Below are 15,938 nucleotides of genomic sequence, written 5' to 3'. Positions count from 1 at the left end.
TCCCACAGGGTTCAGTATTGATCCAGTGGAAGAGGGGCTTAGGCGTCGTTTTCGTGAGTCAGCTCAAGCACCCGATCCACCAGCTTGTTGATCCCCGAAGCCGCCTCGCTGATTGTCTGCGCCAGCATGTACGCCGGGGTGGTCACCAGTTTGCGCGCCTTGTCTTCGATGATGTCGGTCACTGCGCAGTCTTCGTGGGTGGCGCCCATCTTGTTCATGGCGGCGGCGGTGTCGGCGTCGTTGCCGATGGTGCAGGTCACGCCGGGGCCGTAGATTTTCGCGGCCAGCGCCGGCGAGATGCAGATCAGGCCAACAGGCTTGCCCGCTTCGGCAAAGGCTTCGGCCAGCGCCAGCACTTCCGGCTGCACCGTGCAGCCGGCGCCTTCGATGGCGAAGTTCGACAGGTTCTTCGCCGCACCGAAACCGCCGGGCACGATCAGCGCATCGAAGTCCTCGACATCGGCCTCGCGCAGGTCCTTGACGTCGCCCCGGGCGATGCGTGCCGATTCCACCAGCACGTTGCGCGATTCGGGCATTTCTTCACCGGTCAGGTGGTTGATCACATGCAATTGCGCGATGTTCGGGGCGAAGCACTGTACCTGGGCGCCGCGCTGGTCGAGGCGCAACAGGGTGATGACACTCTCGTGGATCTCGGCGCCGTCGTACACGCCGCAACCGGACAGGATCACTGCAACTTTTTTGCTCATGGGTTTCTCTCCAGATTCATGGCGTTAAATGTCCACTAAATTGGCGTTCGTTGCCATAGGGTGAAGCCGCGGCTACACCTAGGATCTGTGCACACGGATCTCGGTCAGGGTGCGTCATGAATTTCATTCTGTATGCGGTGCCGTTTTTCTTCGTATTGATTGCGGCCGAACTCATCGCCGACCGCTGGCGCGGGGTGAGTAACTATCGCCTGGCCGATGCGGTGAACAGCATCAGCACCGGGGTGCTGTCGACCACCACCGGCCTGTTGACCAAGGGTGTGGGCCTGGTGACCTATGCGTTTGCCCTGGAGCATCTGGCGCTGGTCAGGTTGCCGGCGGACAGCGTCTGGGTGTGGGTGTTTGCTTTTGTCTTGTATGACTTCTGCTATTACTGGCTGCATCGCATGGGCCATGAACGCAACATCCTCTGGGCGGCGCATTCGGTGCATCACCAGAGCGAGGACTACAACCTTTCCACCGCCTTGCGCCAGACCAGCACCGGGTTTCTGCTGGGCTGGATCTTCTACCTGCCGATGGCGGTGCTCGGGGTGCCGCTGCTGGTGTTCGTCAGTGTTGCGGCGTTGAATCTGCTGTATCAATTCTGGGTCCATACCCGGCACATTCCCAAGCTCGGCTGGTTCGAGTGGTGCTTCGTCACGCCGTCCAATCATCGGGCCCACCATGCACAGAACGCTCTCTACATGGATCGCAACTACGGCGGGGTGTTCATTATTTGGGACCGTCTGTTCGGCTCGTTCCAGGAAGAGGACGACAACGAGCCGGTGATTTTCGGTGTGACCACGCCGCTGGCGAGCTGGAATCCCTTGTGGGCCAACCTGCAGTTTTACGTGCAGCTGTGGGATGACGCGCGCCGGGCCGAGCGCACGTGGGACAAGCTCCGGATCTGGTTCATGCGCACCGGCTGGCGTCCGGCGGATGTCGCGGCGAAGTATCCGATGAGCAAGCCGGACCTGAGCCGGTTCCGCAAATTCGAGGTGCCGCTGGACAGCCGTCAGCAGTGGTACGTGGGGTTGCAGTTTGGCGTCTATGTGGCGCTGGGCAGTTATCTGCTGAATCTGGAACGCAGTCTGCCCACCGGTGCATTGCTGCTCGGCTGGGGTGCGGTGGCGTTCGGATTGTTCGTGTTGGGCGTGGCCCTGGAGAATCGTCCGTGGGCGGCGAAGCTGGAAGTGCTGCGGCTGGCATCGAACCTGCCGCTGATGTGGCTCGCGCCGCTGGTCGGGCTGTGGCCGGCCAACCCGGGGATGTGGGTCGGCCTGCTCGTTTACAGCCTGCTCAGCGGCATCGGACTGTATGGCTGCCGCCAGCGACTTACTCGGCTGGCGTCTTAGGGTCGGCGGTCTTGGCCATTTCGGCTTTGTGCCGTTCGGCCTTGGCCAATTGCTCGGCCTGTTCTTCTTCGTAGACCTTCTTGGCCAGCCGGGCATTCTTGAACCGGCGGCGCAACCACAGGCCGACACCCAGCACCAGCAGCGCACCGAGTACCCACAACTCATACTTCTTGATGCTGCCGAGCATGCCTTCGAGCACGGCGCCGAAGTGGTAAGCGGCAGCGGCCAGGGCGGTGGCCCAGATCGCAGCGCCCATACCGTTGAGCAGCAGATAGCGTCCTGGTGGATAGCCCGACAGGCCGATCGCCACCGGCATTACCGTGCGCAGACCGTAAACGAAGCGGAAGCTCAGAACCCAGATGTCCGGGTGCTTGCGGATGTGCTCCAGCGCGCGGTCGCCCATCATTTGCCAGCGCGGTTTGCGCGCCAGCAACTTGCGCCCGTGCTTGCGACCCAGGAAGTACCACAGCTGATCGCCGGCATAGCTGCCGAAGAACGCCACGACCACCACCAGGTTGATGTCCATGTATCCACGGAACGCGAGGAAACCCGCGAGCACCAGGATGGTTTCGCCTTCGAAAAACGTGCCAAGAAACAGGGCAAAGTAGCCGAAGTCATGCAGAAATTGTTGGAGCATTGTCTGGGTGCTGGCGAAATGAACGCGCAGCCTAACCCTTCGGGCACATTCAGGAAAGTGTCCAAATGTGTCTCGACGTGAACAATTCCTACGCTGAGAATGGAATACGACTACACGTCACAGGTCTCACACAACTGTCATCTGTTCGTCATAATGGCCGTCTATAACTGTCACGCTCGCCCGTTTGCGCGGGCTCAGGAGTCTGCCGTGAGCTTTACCCCAGCCAACCGCCTGTTCCCTGCCACCCGCCTGCGTCGCAATCGCCGTGATGATTTTTCCCGGCGGCTGGTGCGTGAGAATGTATTGACGGTCGATGACCTGATCCTGCCGGTGTTCGTGCTCGACGGTGAAAACCGCCGCGAAGCCGTGGCCTCGATGCCGGGTGTCGAGCGCCTGACCATCGATCTGCTGCTTGAAGAAGCTGCCAAATGGGTCGAACTGGGGATTCCGGCGCTGGCGCTGTTCCCGGTTACTCCTCCTGAACTCAAATCCCTCGATGCCGCCGAAGCCTGGAATCCCGAAGGTATCGCCCAGCGCGCCACCCGCGCCCTGCGTGACCGATTCCCGGAACTTGGCGTAATCACTGACGTCGCCCTCGACCCGTTCACCACTCACGGTCAGGACGGCATTCTCGACGAAGAAGGCTACGTGCAGAACGACATCACCGTCGATGCACTGGTCAAGCAAGCGTTGTCCCACGCCGCTGCGGGCGCCCAGGTGGTTGCCCCGTCGGACATGATGGACGGCCGCATCCAGGCGATCCGCGAGGCGCTGGAGCTGGCCGGTCACGTCAACGTGCGGATCATGGCCTACTCGGCCAAGTACGCCAGCGCCTATTACGGCCCGTTCCGCGATGCCGTGGGTTCGGCCGCGAACCTGGGCAAGGCGAACAAGGCTTCCTATCAGATGGACCCGGCCAACAGCGACGAAGCGCTGCACGAAGTGGGCGCGGACTTGTCTGAAGGCGCGGACATGGTCATGGTCAAACCCGGCATGCCGTACCTGGACATTTTGTTCCGGGTAAAAGATGCCTTCAAAGTGCCGACCTTCGTCTATCAGGTTAGCGGCGAATACGCCATGCACATGGCGGCGATCCAGAATGGCTGGTTGAGCGAAGGCGTGATCCTCGAATCCCTGACCGCCTTTAAACGTGCCGGCGCTGATGGCATCCTGACTTACTTTGCTGTCCGTGCCGCTCAATTGTTACGAGAGCAGAAATAGCCCTCCCAGGAACATTCGATGAATACCGAAGGACTCACTGAAGTTGCCGTAAAAGAAGCTCAACCCGTGGTCGAGCAGATTACCGAAACCCCGCCGGAACTGGAGCCTGCGCCACCCGCGCCGGCAACCGAGCCCGCTGCGGCGGCCCCGGCGATCGCGATTCCCGGCCTGGATGACAGCAGCCTGTACATCCACCGTGAGTTGTCGCAACTGCAGTTCAACATCCGCGTGCTGGAACAGGCGCTGGACGAGTCCTACCCGTTGCTGGAGCGGCTGAAGTTCCTGCTGATCTTCTCCAGCAACCTCGACGAATTCTTCGAAATCCGCGTCGCCGGCCTCAAGAAGCAGATCACCTTCGCCCGTGAACAGGCGGGCGCCGACGGCCTGCAACCGCATCAGGCCCTGGCCCGCATCAGCGAACTGGTGCACGGTCACGTAGATCGTCAGTACGCGATCCTCAACGACATCCTGCTGCCGGAGCTGGAAAAGCATCAGGTGCGCTTCATCCGTCGTCGCCACTGGACGACCAAGATCAAAACCTGGGTGCGCCGCTACTTCCGCGACGAGATCGCGCCGATCATCACCCCGATCGGCCTCGACCCGACGCACCCGTTCCCGTTGCTGGTGAACAAGAGCCTGAACTTCATCGTCGAGCTCGAAGGCATCGACGCCTTCGGTCGCGATTCCGGTCTGGCGATCATCCCGGCGCCGCGTCTGCTGCCGCGAATCATCAAGGTGCCGGAAGAAGTCGGCGGCCCTGGCGACAACTATGTGTTCCTGTCGTCGATGATCCACGCCCACGCCGATGACCTGTTCCAGGGCATGAAGGTCAAGGGCTGCTACCAGTTCCGCCTGACCCGAAACGCCGACCTTGCGCTCGACTCCGAGGACGTCGAAGACCTGGCCCGCGCCCTGCGTGGCGAGCTGTTCTCCCGTCGTTACGGTGACGCCGTGCGCCTGGAAGTCGCCGACACCTGCCCGAAACACCTGTCGGACTACCTGCTCAAGCAGTTCAACCTGAGCGAGACCGAGCTGTATCAGGTCAACGGTCCGGTGAACCTGACGCGTCTGTTCAGCATTACCGGCCTGGACAGCCATCCGGAGCTGCAATACACGCCGTTCACGCCGCAGATCCCGAAACTGCTGCAGAACAGCGAGAACATTTTCAGCGTGATCAGCAAGCAGGACATCCTGCTGCTGCACCCGTTCGAGTCGTTCACCCCGGTGGTCGACCTGCTGCGCCAGGCCGCGAAAGACCCGCACGTTCTGGCCGTGCGCCAGACCCTGTACCGTTCTGGCGCCAACTCGGAAATCGTCGATGCGCTGGTGGACGCCGCGCGTAACGGCAAGGAAGTGACGGCGGTCATCGAGCTGCGTGCGCGTTTCGACGAGGAATCCAACCTGCAACTGGCCAGCCGCCTGCAAGCGGCGGGCGCGGTGGTGATCTACGGCGTGGTCGGCTTCAAGACCCACGCCAAGATGATGCTGATCCTGCGTCGCGAAGCCGGCGAGATCGTGCGTTATGCGCACCTCGGTACGGGTAACTACCACGCCGGCAACGCTCGCCTGTACACCGACTACAGCCTGCTGACTTCCGACGACGCCTTGTGCGAAGACGTCGGCAAACTGTTCAGCCAGTTGATCGGCATGGGCAAGACGCTGCGCATGAAAAAGCTGCTGCATGCGCCGTTCACCCTGAAGAAAGGCATGCTCGACATGATCACCCGCGAGACGCAATTCGCGCTCGACGGCAAGCCGGCGCACATCATCGCCAAGTTCAACTCGCTGACCGATCCGAAGATCATCCGCGCGCTGTACAAGGCCAGCCAGTCCGGGGTGCGCATCGATCTGGTGGTGCGCGGCATGTGCTGCCTGCGTCCGGGCATCGCCGGGGTTTCGCACAACATCCACGTGCGCTCGATCATCGGCCGCTTCCTTGAACACACCCGAGTGTTCTACTTCCTCAACGGGGGCGAGGAGCAGATGTTCCTTTCCAGCGCCGACTGGATGGAGCGCAACCTCGACAAGCGCGTCGAGACCTGCTTCCCGGTGGAAGGCAAGAAGCTGCTGACCCGGGTCAAGAAAGAACTGGAGCTGTACCTGACCGACAACACCCACAGCTGGAGCCTGCAGTCGGATGGCCGTTACATCCGCAACACGCCGACCGGCAACCAGAACCCGCGCAGCGCGCAGGCGACGTTGCTGGAGCGGTTGGGCAGCCCGATCCTGCCGGTCAGCAGCTGACCGAAGATTTCGGCGCAATAAAAAAGGCGATCCATCGGATCGCCTTTTTTGTGCCTGCCCGTTACTCAGTGAACGGTCAGCACAATCCCGACACGCGTCAGCCACTCCGCCTCAAGCCCGAAATCCGCCTGGGTCAGCTGGTTTTCATCCAGCCAGTTCTCCGGGAATTCCACGTCGAGGTTGTTGCCGTTGGCATGCAGTGCCACTTGCGGCATCGCCTGGGTGCCACGGATGTGGTGGAACAGGATGGCAAAACGCAGCAGCACGCACAGTCGGATCAGCTTGTCGCCCTCGTCGCCGAACTCGGCGAACTTGTCCTTGGGGATGTTGCGACGGTGGCCTCGCACCAGCAGGGCGAGCATTTGCTGGTCTTCGCGGGAGAAGCCGGCGAGGTCCGAGTGCTCGATCAGGTAAGCGCCATGCTTGTGGTAGTGATAGTGGGCGATGTCGAGCCCGACTTCGTGCACTTTCGCCGCCCAGCCCAGCAGTTCGCGCCAGATGCCGTCGTCGAGTTGCCAATCGACTGCCACTTGATCGAAGGCATGCAGGGCTTTGCGCTCGACGCGGGCAGCCTGTTCGAGGTCGACGTGGTAACGCTCCATCAGCGAGGTCAGGGTGCGTTCGCGCACGTCTTCGTGGTGATGGCGGCCGAGCAGGTCATACAGAACGCCTTCACGCAGCGCGCCTTCGCAGTGGTCCATGCGTTGCAGTTCCAGGGCGTCGAAGATCGCTTCGAGAATCGCCAGACCTGCCGGGAAGATCGCCCGGCGATCCGGCTTGATGCCTTCGAAATCGATCTTGTCGACATCGCCGAGTTTGAACAGGCGGCGCTTGAGCCATGCCAGGCCTTCGGCATTCACTTCGCCGGTGCCATGACCGCCGGCCTTCAGCGCCAGGCCGATGGCGCGGATGGTGCCCGAGGAGCCGATGGCTTCATCCCAGGTCAGGCGGTGCAGGGCGTGTTCGATGCTCATGATTTCCAGGCGCGCCGCCGTGTACGCCTGGGCGTAGCGGGCCGGGGTGATCTTGCCGTCCTTGAAATAGCGCTGGGTGAAACTCACGCAGCCCATTTGCAGGCTTTCGCGCAGCAGCGGTTCGAAACGCTGGCCGATGATGAATTCGGTACTGCCGCCGCCGATGTCGGCGACCAGGCGTTTGCCCGGAGTATCGGCGAGGGTGTGGGACACGCCGAGGTAGATCAGGCGCGCCTCTTCACGGCCGGAGATGACTTCCACCGGATGGCCGAGGATTTCTTCGGCGCGGCGGATGAATTCGCCACGGTTGCGCGCCTCGCGCAGGGCGTTGGTGCCGACGATCCGCACGGCGCCCAGCGGCATACCGTTGATCAGTTGGGCAAAGCGCTTGAGGCAGTCGAGGCCGCGCTGCATGGATTCTTCGTTGAGCTGACGCTCATCGTCGATGCCGGCGGCCAGCTGAACCTTTTCCCCGAGCCGTTCGAGAATACGGATTTCGCCGTTCTGGGCCTTGGCCACGACCATATGGAAGCTGTTGGAGCCCAGGTCGATCGCGGCGATCAGGGACAGATTCTTGGCTTGGGATTGCGGCATGGTCTGGGGGTCTCGGTCGATAACCCCGACATCGTGCCACGATCAAACGCTGCCGCCAACGCGCATGGCTCAAACCCTTGATCCTGCGCATAAAAGCCAGGGACCGCCGGGCGGTCAATCGCGGGCAAGCCCGCTCCCACAGGTTTTGCGTCGAACACAAAACCATCTCCCGGCACAGACCCCTGTGGGAGCGGGCTTGCCCGCGATGAGGCCAGAAAAGTCCCGAAGATCCTTCAGGCAGTCGCTTCAACAGTGCCAATGAAGTTCGCCAGTTCCGGCGTCTGCGGATCAGCAAACAGCACTTTCGGGTCACCGACCTCGTGGACCTTGCCCTGGTGCATGAACACCAGCTTGTCCCCGACCTCTCGGGCGAAGCGCATTTCGTGGGTGACCATGATCAGCGTCATGCCTTCTTTCGCGAGCTGGCGGACCACGCTGAGCACTTCGTTGACCAGCTCCGGGTCCAGCGCCGAGGTGATCTCGTCGCACAGCAGCACCTTGGGCGACATCGCCAGCGCCCGTGCAATCGCCACGCGCTGTTGCTGACCGCCCGAGAGGCGCTCCGGGAACGCGTCGAACTTCTCGCCCAGCCCAACGCGCTCCAGCATCTGCCGCGCCAGCTCCTGCGCCTTGGCCTTGGGCACATTCTGCACCACTTGCGGCGCGAGCATCACGTTCTCGCCAACGGTCAGGTGCGGGAACAAATTGAACTGCTGAAACACCATCCCGACTTTCTGCCGCAGGCTGCGCAGATCGGCGCGGGCGGCGTCGAGGTATTCGCCGTCGACTTCGATCACGCCGTCATTGATCGACTCCAGACCGTTGAGGGTGCGCAGCAGGGTGGATTTACCCGAGCCGCTGCGGCCGATGATCGCCACCACCTGGCCTTCCTCGACGCTCAGGTCGATGCCTTTGAGTACGTGGTGATCGCCGTAGTATTTATGCAGGGCGGAAATTCTAAGCAGAGGCATGCAGTCTCCTTTCCAGGTAGCGCGCACTGAGGGACAGGGGGTAGCAGAGCAGGAAGTAGCCCAGGGCAACGAGGCCGTAGACCATGAACGGTTCGAAGGTGGCGTTGGCGAGCATGCCGCCGGTCTTGGTCAGCTCGGTGAAGCCGATGATCGAGGTCACGGCGGTGCCCTTGACCACTTGCACCGAGAAACCCACGGTCGGCGCCACGGCAATGCGCAGCGCTTGCGGCAGGATCACGTAGCGCAGTTGCTCCAGCGGATTCAGCGCCAGGCTCGACGAAGCTTCCCATTGGCCGGTGGGAATCGCCTCGACGCAGCCGCGCCAGATCTCCGCCAGGTAGGCGCTGGTGAACAGCGTCAGGGCTATCGCCGCTGCCATCCACGGCGAAATTTCCACCCCGGCCAACGCTACGCCGAAGAACACCAGAAACAGCTGCATCAACAGCGGTGTGCCCTGAAACAGCTCAATCCAGGTGCGGGCGATGCTGCTGGGCAGGGCGTTTTTCGAGATGCGCATGATCAGGATCAGCAACCCGACGATCCCGCCGCCGATGAACGCCACCAGCGACAGCGCCAGCGTCCATTGCAGGCCGGTGAGCAGGTTGCGCAGGATGTCCCAGAACGTGAAGTCGCTCATTGGCTGCTCCTTGCGCTGCTTTTCGACAGGTAACGCCGACCGAGCCAGTTCAGCAGCTGACGGATCAGCAGCGCCATGCACAGATAAATGAGGGTGGTCAGGGCATAGGTTTCAAACGCGCGGAAGTTGCGCGACTGAATGAAGTTGGCGGCGAAGCTCAGCTCCTCGGTGGCAATCTGCGAACACACCGCCGAACCGAGCATGACGATGATGATCTGGCTGCTCAGTGCCGGCCAGACCTTGCCCAGCGCCGGCAGCAGCACCACGTGGCGGAACGCTTCGAAACGGCTCATCGCCAATGCCGCCGCTGCTTCCAGCTGCCCGCGCGGAATCGCCTGGATGCCGGCGCGGATGATCTCGGTCGAGTACGCCCCGAGGTTGATCACCATCGCCAGCACCGCCGCCTGCCACTCGAAAATCTGCACGCCGAGGGACGGCAGGCCGAAGAAGATGAAAAACAGCTGCACCAGGAAGGGCGTGTTGCGGATCAACTCCACATAGACGCCGAAGATCGTCGAGAACGGACGGATGTTCCACGCCCGCACCAACGCCCCGACGATACCCACGCCGACCCCGAGCAACGCACCAATGGCCGTCAGCTCAAGGGTGAACAACGCCCCGCGCAGCAGCAGGTCGGTGTTTTCCACCACCGGCAAGAAATCGAACTGATAGGCCATGAAAGTCTCCCGCGTCGCCGGTCAGAGGTCGGCCGGCAGCGGCTCTTTGAGCCAGGTCTGCGCATTCTTTTCCAGCGCGCCGTCAGCCTTGGCGGTGGCCAGAATCTCGTTGACCTTGCCCAGCAGCGCCGGCTCGTTCTTGTTCACGCCGACGTAGACCGGCGAATCCTTGAGCTTCACTTTCAGCGCGGGCACGCGTTTCGGGTTCTTTTCGCTGATTGCGACCATCACCACGTTGCCGCTGGCGATCAGGTCGACTTGCCCCGCGAGGTAGGCGGCGATGGTCGAGTTGTTGTCTTCGAAGCGCTTGATGGTCACGCCTTCGGGGGCGACCTTGGTCAGCTCGATGTCTTCGATGGCGCCCCGGGTGACGCTGATGGTCTTGCCCTTGAGGTCGTCCAGGGTGCTGACGGCTGCGTCCGGCGGGCCGAACACGGCGAGGTAGAACGGCGCATAGGCGCGGGAGAAATCGATGACCTTTTCACGCTCGGGGTTTTTGCCAAGGCTGGAAATCACCAGATCGACCTTGCCGGTGGTCAGGAACGGGATGCGGTTGGTGCTGTTGACCGGGGTCAGTTCGAGTTTGACCTTGAGCTGGTCGGCCAGCAGTTTCGCGGTGTCGATATCGAGGCCGCGCGGTTTCATGTCCGGGCCGACCGAACCGAACGGCGGGAAGTCCTGAGGCACCGCGACTTTCAAAGTGCCGCGTTTGACCACGTCGTCCAGACCGTCGGCATGGGCGGGGGCCTGGCTCAGCATCAGACCGGCAAACAGGGCGGCGAGGAGGGCGCTGTAACGCTTCGTCATGGACAATCTCCGGATCGGCGGGAAGTGAATTCTGCGATCGGACAGAGCATGGGTCGTGCCAATACAAGAGTTCGGCCCCGCAAAGCCACGGGTTTGGCGGGTTTGTTCGGTCTTACTGGTCTGAACAGTCAGGTAGGGTTTCGCACTGCGATAGCGCATCGGCGTGCGCCGCCGAACCCCGCTGGGGCACGACTTGCCTGATCCCTCGAATAGCATTACAACTGGCCGCACCTTGGCCTGGTCCGTCTGGAAAACCATGAACTCGATCTCCCGCGCCGTACCCGAAGTGGCGCTGCAAGCGATCCGCAAACTGATTACCGAGCAGGGCTTCGGCCCCGGCGATGCGCTGCCTTCGCAACGGGATCTGGCGGTTCAGCTGGGTGTCAGCCGTGCGTCGTTGCGTGAGGCGTTGTCGTCCTTGAGTGCGCTGGGCGTGGTCAGCATCCAGCCGGGCAAAGGCGTGTTCGTGCAGGCGCCGGTGGAGCTGCCGCGCGGCGAGGGCGCGCCGGCCTGGCCGTTTGCAGCCCAGGCTTCACCGCTGGAGATCTTTCAGTTGCGCTATGCGCTGGAAGGGTTCGCGGCCGGTCTGGCGGCGGTGACGTTGAGCACGTTTGATCTGGATGAACTGGAAGACAACGTCGCCGCCATGCGCGAGCAACTGCGCGCCAGTGACTTCGAGGCTGCGGCGAAACTGGATTTCGAATTCCACCGGCGGATCCTGCTGGCCAGCGGCAATCAGGCGATGCTGAGCATCCTCACCGCCAGCGCCGACATCTTTCTGGAGAGCCAGAAGCTACCGTTCATCCGTGCCGAGCGGGCCATGGAAACCTGGCAGGAACACCGCAAGATCCTCCGCGCCCTGGCCCGCCGGGCCTCCGCCGCCGCGCAGAAAGCCATGCAGGAGCACGTGCGTAACGCGGCGCTGCGCACCGGAATTTCCTTCATCGCCCCCGCCGGCGCGTGACTTGAGCTATACCCAAACTCATCGAGTGCCATAGCAAGACTCAATCATCTGCGGCTTCCTGAACAAGGGAAGGGCGGCTATGATGGGCCACGTTTTTTTGCTTACAACCTGGAGAATTCCATGAGCAGCGATCTGATCAAACACGTTAGCGACGCTAGCTTCGAAGCCGACGTACTCAAGGCCGAAGGCGCTGTCCTGGTCGACTACTGGGCTGAATGGTGCGGCCCTTGCAAAATGATCGCTCCGGTTCTGGACGAGATTGCAGAGACTTACAAAGGCAAGCTGACTGTTGCCAAACTGAACATCGACGAAAACCAGGAAACCCCTGCCAAGCACGGCGTACGTGGTATTCCGACCCTGATGCTGTTCAAGAACGGCAACGTGGAAGCGACCAAGGTTGGCGCTCTGTCGAAGTCGCAACTGGCTGCTTTCCTCGACGCCAACATCTAAGCGTCGCGGTAAAGCGTGTCCTCAAAAAGCCCCGCAAATTGCGGGGCTTTTTGCGTATTCAGGGCTAGACGCTCCGAAACTCAGGTGGTACATTCGGCCCCGCACTGGTTTCTCCACTGCCCCCTGCTAGCCGTCGCCGACGCACTCCTTTTCGAATAAGTACGCGATCCTGTCGCCTTCTCCGCGGCGCGGCCTCATTAAGCCAAAAGCTTAATTTCCCCCCCCTCCATAAATGATTACGTCATTCCTATATGAATCTGACTGAACTCAAGCAAAAGCCGATTACCGAACTGCTCGAATTGGCCGAACAGATGGGCATAGAAAATATGGCCCGTTCGCGCAAGCAGGACGTGATTTTCTCCCTGCTGAAAAAGCACGCTAAAAGCGGTGAGGAAATCTCCGGTGATGGCGTGCTGGAGATTCTCCAGGACGGCTTCGGCTTCCTGCGCTCCGCTGACGCTTCCTACCTCGCCGGCCCTGACGACATCTACGTCTCGCCGAGCCAGATCCGCCGTTTCAACTTGCGCACCGGTGACACCATCGTTGGCAAGATCCGCCCTCCGAAGGAAGGCGAGCGTTATTTCGCCCTGCTCAAGGTCGACACGATCAACTTCGATCGTCCTGAGAACGCGAAGAACAAGATTCTCTTCGAGAACCTGACCCCGCTGTTCCCGAACGTGCGCATGAAGATGGAAGCCGGTAACGGTTCCACCGAAGACCTGACCGGTCGTGTTATCGACCTGTGCGCCCCGATCGGCAAAGGCCAGCGCGGTCTGATCGTTGCACCGCCGAAAGCCGGTAAAACGATCATGCTGCAGAACATCGCGGCGAACATCGCCCGTAACAACCCTGAAGTTCACCTGATCGTGCTGTTGATCGACGAGCGTCCGGAAGAAGTGACCGAAATGCAGCGCACCGTGCGCGGCGAAGTGGTTGCATCGACCTTCGACGAGCCGCCGACCCGTCACGTACAAGTGGCTGAAATGGTGATCGAGAAGGCCAAGCGCCTGGTCGAACACAAGAAGGACGTGGTGATCCTGCTCGACTCCATCACCCGTCTGGCCCGTGCCTACAACACCGTGATCCCGAGCTCCGGCAAGGTGCTGACCGGTGGTGTCGATGCCCACGCCCTGGAGAAACCGAAGCGTTTCTTCGGCGCCGCGCGCAACATCGAAGAAGGCGGCTCGCTGACCATCATCGCCACCGCGCTGGTTGAAACCGGCTCGAAGATGGACGAAGTGATCTACGAAGAGTTCAAGGGCACCGGCAACATGGAGCTGCCACTGGACCGTCGTATCGCCGAGAAGCGTGTGTTCCCGGCCATCAACATCAACAAGTCCGGTACTCGTCGCGAAGAGCTGTTGACCGCCGACGACGAACTGCAGCGTATGTGGATCCTGCGCAAACTGCTGCACCCGATGGACGAAGTGGCGGCCATCGAGTTCCTGGTCGACAAGCTGAAAACGACCAAGACCAACGACGAATTCTTCCTGTCGATGAAGCGCAAGTAATATCGTCGGTCGAGTCTGAAAATGGCGTCCCTAAGGGGGCGCCATTTTTTTTGCCCGTTTTTTGTACAAATCATGGGAGGTTTTCGATCAGCTAAGGTCAGTGAGTTGGCACAACAAAAAGCAGCCTCCGTTTCTCATCGGCAGGCTGTACAAAAAACAACCATCTGATTGGCATTAAAGATTTATGAGCACACTCGCTTATCGAAGGGATATCGACGGCTTGCGGGCAGTCGCGGTGATTGCCGTGGTGCTGTTCCATTTTGGCGTCCCGGGTTTCACCGGCGGTTTTGTCGGTGTGGACGTGTTTTTCGTGATCTCCGGATACCTCATCACCTCGATCATCTGGAATCAACGCCAGGCCGGCCGGTTCAGTTTTGTCGAGTTCTGGTCGCGGCGTGCGCGGCGGATCCTGCCGGCGTTGTTTGCGATGATCATCGCGGTGCTGGCGGTGGGCTGGTTCCTGATGGCGCCCAAGGACTACGAAGAGCTCGGGCGTTCGGTGCGCTATCAGGTGCTGTTCGTCTCGAACATCCTGTTCATGCGCCAGGACGGCTATTTCGATGTCGCCTCGGATCTCAAACCGCTGCTGCATACCTGGTCGCTGGCGGTGGAGGAACAGTTCTACATCATCTTTCCGTTGTTGCTGACCTTGCTGTCGAGTCGGTTGAAGCATTGGCGGCTGGCATTGTTCAGCGTGTTGCTGGTGTCTTTCGGCTTGAGCATATGGGCGGTCAATCACCATCCGGAAAAAGCGTTCTTCCTGTTGCCGATGCGAGCGTGGGAGCTGCTGGCCGGGGCGATGCTGGCGATCGCGCCGAAACATGCCTGGCGCCTCAAGCCGATGGCCGCGCAACTGTTGAGCCTGCTCGGCATGGGCCTGATTCTGTTGGCGGTGTTCGGTTTCGACAAGCGCACGCCGTTCCCCGGCGCGGCGGCATTGCTGCCGGTGCTGGGCGTGGTGCTGCTGATCCTGGCCAACGGTCATCGCCAGACCTGGGTGGGTCAATTCTTGAGCAGTCGGGTCATGGTCGGTCTGGGTCTGATTTCCTATTCCTGGTACTTGTGGCACTGGCCGGTGTTCGTGTTTTCCAGCTACGCCAGCGTCGAGGAGCCGAGCGCCTTCGACAGCGCCGGGCTGATCCTGCTGACCCTGGTGCTGGGTTATCTGTCGTGGAAATTCGTCGAGACGCCGTTCCGCGAGCGGCGCTTGCTGGCCGGGCGCCGGCAGATTCTGATCGCCGGTGCATTCGGCGTGCTGATAATCGGACTGGCCGGGCAAACCCTGCGCTGGACCGATGGCCTGCCATGGCGCCTTTCGGATCAGGCGCTGCAATACGCCAAGGGCCGAGACTGGCGGCCAGAGTTGATGGCGTGCCTGGCTGACGACAAGACCCCTGATGACAAGCTGTTCTGTCATTACGGGTTGCAAAGTCGCTTGCCGCGAGCGCTGGTCTGGGGCGACAGCCATGCCACGGCGCTGATCCCCGTGTTCGACGATGGCGCAAAAGCCCATGGCGTCAGCGTGAACCTCGCCAGTTCGCCGGGGTGCATACCGGTGGAAGGTCTTGAGCATGACGCCCGCTGCGCGCGATTCAACCAGCGAGTGGTGCAGGCAATCAAACCGCAAGCAGTCAGTGATGTGGTGCTGGTCGCACGCTGGAGTCTGTATCTCTATGGCGATGCCAAAGGTGATCTGGGCCATGTCTTGAGGACGCCTGACGGGCACTACGACCGTGCCGTCGCCGAGCGGCGCCTGGCTGACGGACTGCGCACACGGGTGGCGCAGTTGCGGGCAGGCGGGCATCGGGTCTGGCTGGTGAAAGAGGCGCCGTTGCAGGCTTTCAGTCCGCCGTACCGTCTGACGCGGCTGGCGATGCTGGATCGTCCTGTGGATGAAGTCGGGCTGAACGTCGCCGAACACCACAAGCGCCAGGCGTTCATCAGTCAGCTGTTCGCCGATCTGGCGAAAGACCCGGCGGTGCGCGTCGTCGATCCGGCGCCGAAACTATGCGATGACAGGGGGCTGTGCCGTGCCGAGCTCAGTGGTTACTCGCTCTACACCGATGACAATCACTTGTCGGAGGTCGGTGCGCGCTTCGTGGCGCCGATCCTCGAACCGCTGTTTGTCGGCTTGCAGGCCAGGGCAAATCTTGGGAAAGGTCAGGCGAATGCAGCCAAGTAAGCAGTGACGG

At 61.4% G+C, this 15,938-nt stretch carries 14 protein-coding genes; 7 read left to right on the top strand and 7 right to left on the bottom strand.

The window, feature by feature from the left end; genetic code table 11:
• Positions 1 to 38: 38 nt before the first annotated feature.
• Entirely contained in the window at positions 39 to 707 is a 669-nt protein-coding gene (gene elbB, locus IHQ43_RS28090; RefSeq protein WP_192562797.1) for an isoprenoid biosynthesis glyoxalase ElbB, read from the bottom strand.
• A gap of 116 nt (positions 708 to 823) precedes the next feature.
• Between elbB and IHQ43_RS28085 the strand changes: the two genes are divergently transcribed.
• Positions 824 to 2,059, top strand: a complete 1,236-nt coding sequence (locus IHQ43_RS28085) for a sterol desaturase family protein (protein WP_192562796.1) — start codon at positions 824 to 826, stop codon at positions 2,057 to 2,059.
• On the opposite strand, the gene IHQ43_RS28080 is transcribed toward IHQ43_RS28085, so the two are convergent.
• On the bottom strand, positions 2,040 to 2,696 hold the full coding sequence (locus IHQ43_RS28080; protein WP_192562795.1) for a DedA family protein: 657 nt from the start codon (positions 2,694 to 2,696) through the stop codon (positions 2,040 to 2,042). The two genes, IHQ43_RS28085 and IHQ43_RS28080, sit on opposite strands and share 20 nt — an antisense overlap.
• Before the next feature lie 207 nt (positions 2,697 to 2,903).
• On the opposite strand from IHQ43_RS28080, the gene hemB reads away from it, so the two are divergent.
• Together hemB and ppk1 are read left to right on the top strand one after the other, a co-directional pair.
• Positions 2,904 to 3,917, top strand: a complete 1,014-nt coding sequence (gene hemB, locus IHQ43_RS28075; protein ID WP_007951836.1) for a porphobilinogen synthase — start codon at positions 2,904 to 2,906, stop codon at positions 3,915 to 3,917.
• 18 nt (positions 3,918 to 3,935) lie between these two features.
• Positions 3,936 to 6,161 carry a polyphosphate kinase 1 gene (ppk1, locus tag IHQ43_RS28070; RefSeq protein WP_192562794.1) on the top strand — a complete coding sequence of 742 codons (2,226 nt, stop codon included), beginning with the start codon at positions 3,936 to 3,938 and terminating at the stop codon, positions 6,159 to 6,161.
• 65 nt (positions 6,162 to 6,226) lie between these two features.
• On the opposite strand, the gene ppx is transcribed toward ppk1, so the two are convergent.
• The 5 genes from ppx to IHQ43_RS28045 form a co-directional block, all read right to left on the bottom strand.
• Positions 6,227 to 7,729, bottom strand: a complete 1,503-nt coding sequence (gene ppx, locus IHQ43_RS28065) for an exopolyphosphatase (protein ID WP_192562793.1) — start codon at positions 7,727 to 7,729, stop codon at positions 6,227 to 6,229.
• Positions 7,730 to 7,962: 233 nt separating this feature from the next.
• On the bottom strand, positions 7,963 to 8,700 hold the full coding sequence (locus IHQ43_RS28060) for an amino acid ABC transporter ATP-binding protein (protein ID WP_192562792.1): 738 nt from the start codon (positions 8,698 to 8,700) through the stop codon (positions 7,963 to 7,965).
• Entirely contained in the window at positions 8,687 to 9,337 is a 651-nt protein-coding gene (locus IHQ43_RS28055) for an amino acid ABC transporter permease (protein ID WP_192562791.1), read from the bottom strand. Before IHQ43_RS28055 ends, IHQ43_RS28060 begins: the two co-directional genes overlap by 14 nt.
• The gene (locus tag IHQ43_RS28050) at positions 9,334 to 10,014 is read right to left on the bottom strand and encodes an amino acid ABC transporter permease (protein ID WP_192562790.1); all 681 of its coding nucleotides are present in this window, start codon (positions 10,012 to 10,014) and stop codon (positions 9,334 to 9,336) included. Before IHQ43_RS28050 ends, IHQ43_RS28055 begins: the two co-directional genes overlap by 4 nt.
• A gap of 21 nt (positions 10,015 to 10,035) precedes the next feature.
• Positions 10,036 to 10,821: a transporter substrate-binding domain-containing protein gene (locus IHQ43_RS28045; protein ID WP_192562789.1), complete on the bottom strand. Its 786-nt coding sequence runs from the start codon at positions 10,819 to 10,821 to the stop codon at positions 10,036 to 10,038.
• Positions 10,822 to 11,077: 256 nt separating this feature from the next.
• On the opposite strand from IHQ43_RS28045, the gene IHQ43_RS28040 reads away from it, so the two are divergent.
• From IHQ43_RS28040 to IHQ43_RS28025, 4 genes are all read left to right on the top strand, one after another.
• A complete protein-coding gene (locus IHQ43_RS28040; RefSeq protein WP_192562788.1) occupies positions 11,078 to 11,785 on the top strand; it encodes a FadR/GntR family transcriptional regulator in 708 nt (235 codons plus the stop codon).
• Between the two features lie 120 nt (positions 11,786 to 11,905).
• Positions 11,906 to 12,235 carry a thioredoxin TrxA gene (trxA, locus tag IHQ43_RS28035; protein WP_003206727.1) on the top strand — a complete coding sequence of 110 codons (330 nt, stop codon included), beginning with the start codon at positions 11,906 to 11,908 and terminating at the stop codon, positions 12,233 to 12,235.
• A gap of 251 nt (positions 12,236 to 12,486) precedes the next feature.
• Positions 12,487 to 13,746 carry a transcription termination factor Rho gene (gene rho / locus IHQ43_RS28030; RefSeq protein WP_007951825.1) on the top strand — a complete coding sequence of 420 codons (1,260 nt, stop codon included), beginning with the start codon at positions 12,487 to 12,489 and terminating at the stop codon, positions 13,744 to 13,746.
• 184 nt (positions 13,747 to 13,930) lie between these two features.
• Positions 13,931 to 15,928 (top strand): acyltransferase family protein, encoded by a 1,998-nt coding sequence (locus tag IHQ43_RS28025; protein ID WP_192562787.1) that lies wholly within the window; start codon positions 13,931 to 13,933, stop codon positions 15,926 to 15,928.
• Positions 15,929 to 15,938: the final 10 nt, after the last annotated feature.

Origin of the sequence: Pseudomonas gozinkensis (assembly GCF_014863585.1) — a bacterium.
GTDB classification, from domain to species: Bacteria; Pseudomonadota; Gammaproteobacteria; order Pseudomonadales; family Pseudomonadaceae; genus Aquipseudomonas; species Aquipseudomonas gozinkensis.
The sequence above is the reverse complement of the archived record's forward strand: the minus strand, read 5'-3'. Positions and strand labels throughout refer to the sequence as shown.

Bases quoted from the DNA above. Each gene is read 5' to 3' on its own strand.
- elbB (WP_192562797.1), bottom strand. From the start codon at position 707: ATGAGCAAAAAAGTTGCAGTGATCCTGTCCGGTTGCGGCGTGTACGAC.
- IHQ43_RS28085 (WP_192562796.1), top strand. From the start codon at position 824: ATGAATTTCATTCTGTATGCGGTGCCGTTTTTCTTCGTATTGATTGCG.
- IHQ43_RS28080 (WP_192562795.1), bottom strand. From the start codon at position 2,696: ATGCTCCAACAATTTCTGCATGACTTCGGCTACTTTGCCCTGTTTCTT.
- ppk1 (WP_192562794.1), top strand. From the start codon at position 3,936: ATGAATACCGAAGGACTCACTGAAGTTGCCGTAAAAGAAGCTCAACCC.
- ppx (WP_192562793.1), bottom strand. From the start codon at position 7,729: ATGCCGCAATCCCAAGCCAAGAATCTGTCCCTGATCGCCGCGATCGAC.
- IHQ43_RS28060 (WP_192562792.1), bottom strand. From the start codon at position 8,700: ATGCCTCTGCTTAGAATTTCCGCCCTGCATAAATACTACGGCGATCAC.
- IHQ43_RS28055 (WP_192562791.1), bottom strand. From the start codon at position 9,337: ATGAGCGACTTCACGTTCTGGGACATCCTGCGCAACCTGCTCACCGGC.
- IHQ43_RS28050 (WP_192562790.1), bottom strand. From the start codon at position 10,014: ATGGCCTATCAGTTCGATTTCTTGCCGGTGGTGGAAAACACCGACCTG.
- IHQ43_RS28045 (WP_192562789.1), bottom strand. From the start codon at position 10,821: ATGACGAAGCGTTACAGCGCCCTCCTCGCCGCCCTGTTTGCCGGTCTG.
- IHQ43_RS28040 (WP_192562788.1), top strand. From the start codon at position 11,078: ATGAACTCGATCTCCCGCGCCGTACCCGAAGTGGCGCTGCAAGCGATC.
- trxA (WP_003206727.1), top strand. From the start codon at position 11,906: ATGAGCAGCGATCTGATCAAACACGTTAGCGACGCTAGCTTCGAAGCC.
- rho (WP_007951825.1), top strand. From the start codon at position 12,487: ATGAATCTGACTGAACTCAAGCAAAAGCCGATTACCGAACTGCTCGAA.
- IHQ43_RS28025 (WP_192562787.1), top strand. From the start codon at position 13,931: ATGAGCACACTCGCTTATCGAAGGGATATCGACGGCTTGCGGGCAGTC.